The organism is Halomonas sp. NCCP-2165, assembly GCF_023708045.1.
GTDB lineage: Bacteria > Pseudomonadota > Gammaproteobacteria > Pseudomonadales > Halomonadaceae > Bisbaumannia > Bisbaumannia pacifica.
The window spans coordinates 1-5,502 of record NZ_BRCY01000054.1; the positions used below are offsets into that span (position 1 = coordinate 1).

Below are 5,502 nucleotides of genomic sequence, written 5' to 3' on the forward strand. Positions count from 1 at the left end.
CCCTGGTTGGAGGCACCGCCCTCGCCGGCGCCTCCGCCCCCACCGCCGCCCCCCGGGCGGCGCAGGCGATCGCCCTCCACGAATTCCCTGTTGCCCGGAGAGACGATGCTGCGTTTACCGCCGGGGCCGTGCTGGAAGACCGGCTCGGAGATGTCCCGGGAGGGAATCGAGACCTTCTCGCCCCGCTCCATGTCGGTGATGGAGCGGCGATTGACCGCCTCCTCCACGGAGCGCTTGATATGGGTGCGATAGCGATCGAGGAAGCGCTGCCGATTGACCGCACTCTTGTGCTTGGCATTGGCCCGCCGATCGATGAAATAGCTCATGGTGACCTCCCCTGCGCCCCCGACGCCACGGCGCGGAACACCGCCGGCATCGGGCGCGGCGACTGCCGGGGGCGGCGCCCCCGGCCTGGGCCTGTAGCGGTGGCGTCAGACTACTGCGACTTGCGCACCCGCAGGTACCACTCGGAGAGCAGCCGCACCTGCTTCTCGGTGTAGCCGCGATCCACCATGCGCGCCACGAAGTCCTCGTGCTTCTTCTGGTCCGCCGCCGAGGCCTTGGCATTGAAGGAGATGACCGGCAGCAGCTCCTCGGTATTGGCGAACATCTTCTTCTCGATGACCCCGCGCAGCTTCTCGTAGGACTGCCAGCTGGGGTTCATGCCGTTGTTCTGGGCGCGGGCCCGCAGCACGAAGTTGACCACCTCGTGGCGGAAGTCCTTGGGATTGGAGATCCCCGCCGGCTTCTCGATCTTCTCGAGCTCGTCGTTGAGGGCCTGGCGGTTGAACAGCTCGCCGGTCTCCGGGTCCCGATACTCCTGATCCTGGATCCAGAAGTCGGCATAGGTCACGTAGCGGTCGAAGATGTTCTGGCCATACTCGGAGTAGGACTCCAGGTAGGCGGTCTGGATCTCCTTGCCGATGAAGTCGACGTAGCGCGGCGCCATGAACTCCTTGATAAAGCGCAGGTAGCGCTCGAAGGTCTCCTTGGGCAGCTGTTCCTGCTCGAGGCGCTGCTCCAGGACATAGAGCAGATGCACCGGGTTGGCGGCGACCTCATGGGTGTCGAAGTTGAACACCTTGGAGAGGATCTTGAAGGCGAAGCGGGTGGAGAGCCCGTCCATGCCCTCGTCGACCCCGGCGGCATCCCGGTACTCCTGGATCGACTTGGCCTTGGGATCGGTGTCCTTGAGGTTCTCGCCGTCATAGACCCGCATCTTGGAATAGATGCTAGAGTTTTCCGGCTCCTTGAGTCGCGAGAGCACCGAGAACTGGGCCAGCATGCGCAGGGTATCCGGGGCGCAGGGGGCCTCGGCCAGGGAAGAGTGCTCCAGCAGCTTCTGGTAGATCTTGACCTCTTCGGTGACCCTCAGGCAGTAGGGCACCTTGACGATATAGACCCGGTCGAGGAAGGCCTCGTTATTGCGGTTGTTGCGGAAGGTCTGCCATTCGCTCTCGTTGGAGTGGGCCAGGATCACCCCGTCGAAGGGAATGGCCCCCATGCCCTCGGTGGGGTTGTAGTTGCCCTCCTGGGTCGCGGTGAGCAGCGGATGCAGCACCTTGATGGGCGCCTTGAACATCTCGACGAACTCCATCAGCCCCTGGTTGGAGCGACACAGGCCGCCGGAGAAGCTGTAGGCGTCGGGATCATCCTGGGAGTACATCTCCAGCTGGCGGATATCCACCTTGCCAACCAGCGAGGAGATGTCCTGGTTGTTCTCGTCGCCGGGCTCGGTCTTGGAGATGGCGATCTGGTTGAGCCGCGAGGGGTAGAGGCGCACCACCCGGAACTGGGAGATATCGCCGCCGTACTCCTTGAGGCGCTTGGCGGCCCAGGGCGACATCACGCTCTTCAGGTAGCGCCGGGGGATGTTGTACTCCTTCTCCAGCAGCTCGCCGTCCTCCTCCGGCGAGAACAGCCCCAGCGGCGACTCGTAGACCGGCGAGCCCTTGATGGCATAGAAGGGGACCTTCTCCATCAGCAGCTTGAGACGCTCGGCCAGGGACGACTTGCCGCCCCCCACCGGCCCCAGCAGGTAGAGGATCTGCTTGCGCTCCTCGAGCCCCTGGGCGGCATGGCGGAAGTAGGAGACGATCTGCTCGATGGCCTCCTCCATGCCGTAGAACTCGGAGAAGGCCGGGTAGCGCCGGATCACCTTGTTGGAGAAGATCCGCGACAACCGGGAGTCCTTGGCCGTATCGATGACCTCCGGCTCGCCGATCGCTACCAGCATGCGCTCGGCGGCGGTGGCATAGGCCGTGGGCTCGCCGCGACACAGCTCGAGGTATTCCTGCAGGCTCATTTCCTCCTGCTGAACCCGCTCGTAGCGATTCTGCACATGATCGAAGATGCTCATCGAAGCCTCCTTAAGCCCGGTGACTCGGGCGTCGCACAAGGTTCACGGCGACCGAGATGGGTACCCTCAGCGTAGCCCTATACATTAGGTAGAGACGGTGCTGGCCAAGGCGATATTTCAACGGATGACCATCGCGGGCCCTATCCGTATGACGCAGCAGAGGCTCCAGGGTTCGTTCACACCACTCGAGACTTTAGATGCAAGCGCCCACCGACGATAGCTCGTCGGTGGGCGCAGAAAGTCTTGCAGAAACAAAAAGTTAATTATAACTAGAGTGCCGCCGCGGCGCGGGTGCCCTGATCGATGGCGCGCTTGGCATCCAGTTCGCCGGCATGATCGGCGCCGCCGATCAGCCGTACCCGGACGCCGGCGCCTTGCAGCGGCTCCAGCAGGTCACGCACCGACTCCTGGCCGGCACAGACGACGATGCTGTCCACCGCGAGGCAACGGGGCTCACCGTCGAGGCGAATATGCAGGCCCTCATCGTCGATACCCACGTAGTCGCAGCCGGCCAGCGCCTCGACGCCACGATGCCTGAGGGAGGCGCGATGCACCCAACCGGTGGTCTTGCCCAGCCCCTTGCCGGGCTTGGAGGCCTTGCGCTGAAGCAGGAAGACTCGACGCGGCGTCTCGGGACGCTGCGGCGCCATCAATCCGCCTCGCTCGCGCACCTCGAGATCCACCCCCCACTCGCGGCACCAGGCGTCGCGATCCACGCCCGACGCGCCCACATGGGTCAGCAACTCCGCCACATCGAAGCCGATGCCGCCGGCACCGATAATCGCGACCCGCGGCCCCACCCGTTCCGGGTGGACGATGGCCATGGGATAGCTCATCACCTTGGGATGGTCGATGCCCGGCAGGTCGAGCTCCCGGGGCCTGACCCCGGTGGCCAGCAGCACCGCATCGAAAGCGGCCAGCTCATGCACCGAGGGCTCGCTGTTGAGGCGCACCCTGACCCGGTGCTTGTCGAGCATCACCCGGTAGTAGCGCAGGGTCTCGTCGAACTCCTCCTTGCCGGGAATCTTGCGGGCGTAGTTGAACTGGCCACCCAGCTCGGCGCGGCGCTCGAAGAGCACCACCTCATGGCCACGGCGAGCCGCGGTCACCGCCGCCGCCAGGCCGGCGGGGCCACCCCCCACCACCGCCACCCGCTTGGGCTCGGCGGCGGGCTCGAGGCGCCACTCGGTCTCGTGGCAGGCCCGCGGGTTGACCAGGCAGGAGGTCAGCTTGCCCTCGAAGGTGTGATCCAGGCAGGCCTGGTTGCAGGCGATGCAGGTGTTGATCTCGTCGCGACGCCCCTCGGCGGCCTTGATCACCCAGTCGGCGTCGGCCAGGAAGGGGCGCGCCATGGAGACCATGTCGGCATGGCCCTCGGCCAGCACCCGCTCCGCCACCTCCGGCATATTGATGCGATTGGTGGTGATCAGCGGAATCGACAGCTCCGCCTTCATGCGCCGGGTCACCTCGGTAAAGACGGCCCGGGGCACGCTGGTGACGATGGTCGGCACCCGCGCCTCGTGCCAGCCGATACCGGTATTGATCAGGCTGGCACCGGCGGCCTCGATGGCCCGCCCCAGGGCCACCACCTCCTGCCAGCTGCTGCCCTCCTCCACCAGGTCGAGCATGGAGAGGCGGAAGATGATCAGGAAGTCGGGACCCAGGGCCTCGCGGATGCGGCGCACGATCTCCACCGGGAAGCGGATGCGCTTGTCGAAGCTGCCGCCCCACTCGTCCTCGCGGTGATTGGTGCGGGCGCAGACAAACTGGTTGATCAGGTAGCCCTCGGAGCCCATCACCTCGACGCCATCGTAGCCGGCCTCCCGGGCCAGCTGGGCACAGCGTACATAATCCTCGATCTGCGCCTCCACCTCGGCACCCTCCAGGGCCCGGGGCAGGAAGGGGTTGATGGGCGCCTGGATCGCCGAGGGCGCCACCAGGGCCGGCGAGTAAGCGTAGCGCCCGGCATGCAGGATCTGCAGGCAGATGCGCCCCCCCTCGCCGTGCACCGCTTCCACCACCTGGCGATGCGCCGCGGCCTCCTCGGCGGTGGTGAGCTTGGCGGCGTCCTCGAAGACCGCGCCCTCGGGATTGGGCGCGATGCCGCCGGAGACGATCAGGCCGACTCCGGCCCTGGCGCGTTCGGCATAGAAGGCCGCCAGGCGCGCGAAGCCGTCGGGCGCCTCCTCGAGGTTGGTGTGCATGGAGCCCATCAGGATGCGGTTGGGCAACGTCAGATGGCCCAGGGTCAGGGGGCGAAAGAGGTTCGGATAGTCGGTCACGGTCAAGGCCTCGTTGGCGACACCAATTCAAACAACTGTATGACAATCTAGCCGAAGGGGACAAGCGCAGCCATACGACCAAGGCCCGAGGCAGTGGCCGGCGGCCGCTCTACAGCATAGGGGCAAAAGCGAAAAAGGAGGGAGCATACGAAAACGCCCCAGGCCAAATGACCTGGGGCGTTTCGGGAATCTCGATGGCGGACCGGACGGGACTCGAACCCGCGACCTCCGGCGTGACAGGCCGGCATTCTAACCAACTGAACTACCGGTCCGCGTGGTGGGTGATACCGGATTCGAACCAGTGACCCCCAGCATGTGAGGCTGGTGCTCTAACCAACTGAGCTAATCACCCACGTAGACAAGGCTAATTTGCATTGCGAGGCGTCACCCGTGGCGGACCGGACGGGACTCGAACCCGCGACCTCCGGCGTGACAGGCCGGCATTCTAACCAACTGAACTACCGGTCCACAAGGGCAAACCTGCGCATTGCGATAGCGCCTTCCGGGCTATCTGGAAATACTGGCGGACCGGACGGGACTCGAACCCGCGACCTCCGGCGTGACAGGCCGGCATTCTAACCAACTGAACTACCGGTCCACTCGCATTTCCTACGACTTCAGCCATCTCCCTGTCGAGATGGTGGGTGGTACTGGGCTCGAACCAGTGACCCCCAGCTTGTAAGGCTGGTGCTCTTCCAACTGAGCTAACCACCCCTGAACTCGTGGCGACGCATTCTACAGAGACCCCGAGGGAAGTCAACGACTTCTGCGCATTTTTTTCGACAAGCCAGTGCCGCGAGCCGAGTCGTCGCGCCCCGGAGTCGGCGCCAGGCCGCGCCACCCCTGGCCCGCCCCTAATCG

Annotated in this window: 3 protein-coding genes and 5 tRNA genes; all 8 read right to left on the reverse strand. The window is 65.2% G+C overall.

The features are described from left to right. Positions 1-326: DUF444 family protein (locus NFU04_RS16195; RefSeq protein WP_251310440.1), on the reverse strand; the 326-nt coding region annotated here is incomplete at its 3' end. A 110-nt stretch (positions 327-436) separates the two neighbouring features. Then, on the reverse strand, positions 437-2,359 hold the full coding sequence (locus NFU04_RS16200; RefSeq protein WP_251310441.1) for a PrkA family serine protein kinase: 1,923 nt from the start codon (positions 2,357-2,359) through the stop codon (positions 437-439). 269 nt (positions 2,360-2,628) lie between these two features. Next, positions 2,629-4,641, reverse strand: coding sequence for an NADPH-dependent 2,4-dienoyl-CoA reductase (locus tag NFU04_RS16205; protein WP_251310442.1), 2,013 nt, complete (start codon positions 4,639-4,641; stop codon positions 2,629-2,631). A 195-nt stretch (positions 4,642-4,836) separates the two neighbouring features. Next, a tRNA-Asp gene (locus NFU04_RS16210) sits at positions 4,837-4,913 on the reverse strand. A gap of 3 nt (positions 4,914-4,916) precedes the next feature. Further along, positions 4,917-4,993, reverse strand: a tRNA-Val gene (locus tag NFU04_RS16215). Positions 4,994-5,032: 39 nt separating this feature from the next. Then, positions 5,033-5,109 (reverse strand) — tRNA-Asp (locus tag NFU04_RS16220). A 53-nt stretch (positions 5,110-5,162) separates the two neighbouring features. Then, positions 5,163-5,239 (reverse strand) — tRNA-Asp (locus NFU04_RS16225). A gap of 40 nt (positions 5,240-5,279) precedes the next feature. Then, positions 5,280-5,355, reverse strand: a tRNA-Val gene (locus tag NFU04_RS16230). Between the last annotated feature and the right edge of the window lie 147 nt (positions 5,356-5,502).

Bases quoted from the DNA above. Each gene is read 5' to 3' on its own strand.
- NFU04_RS16200 (WP_251310441.1), bottom strand. From the start codon at position 2,359: ATGAGCATCTTCGATCATGTGCAGAATCGCTACGAGCGGGTTCAGCAG.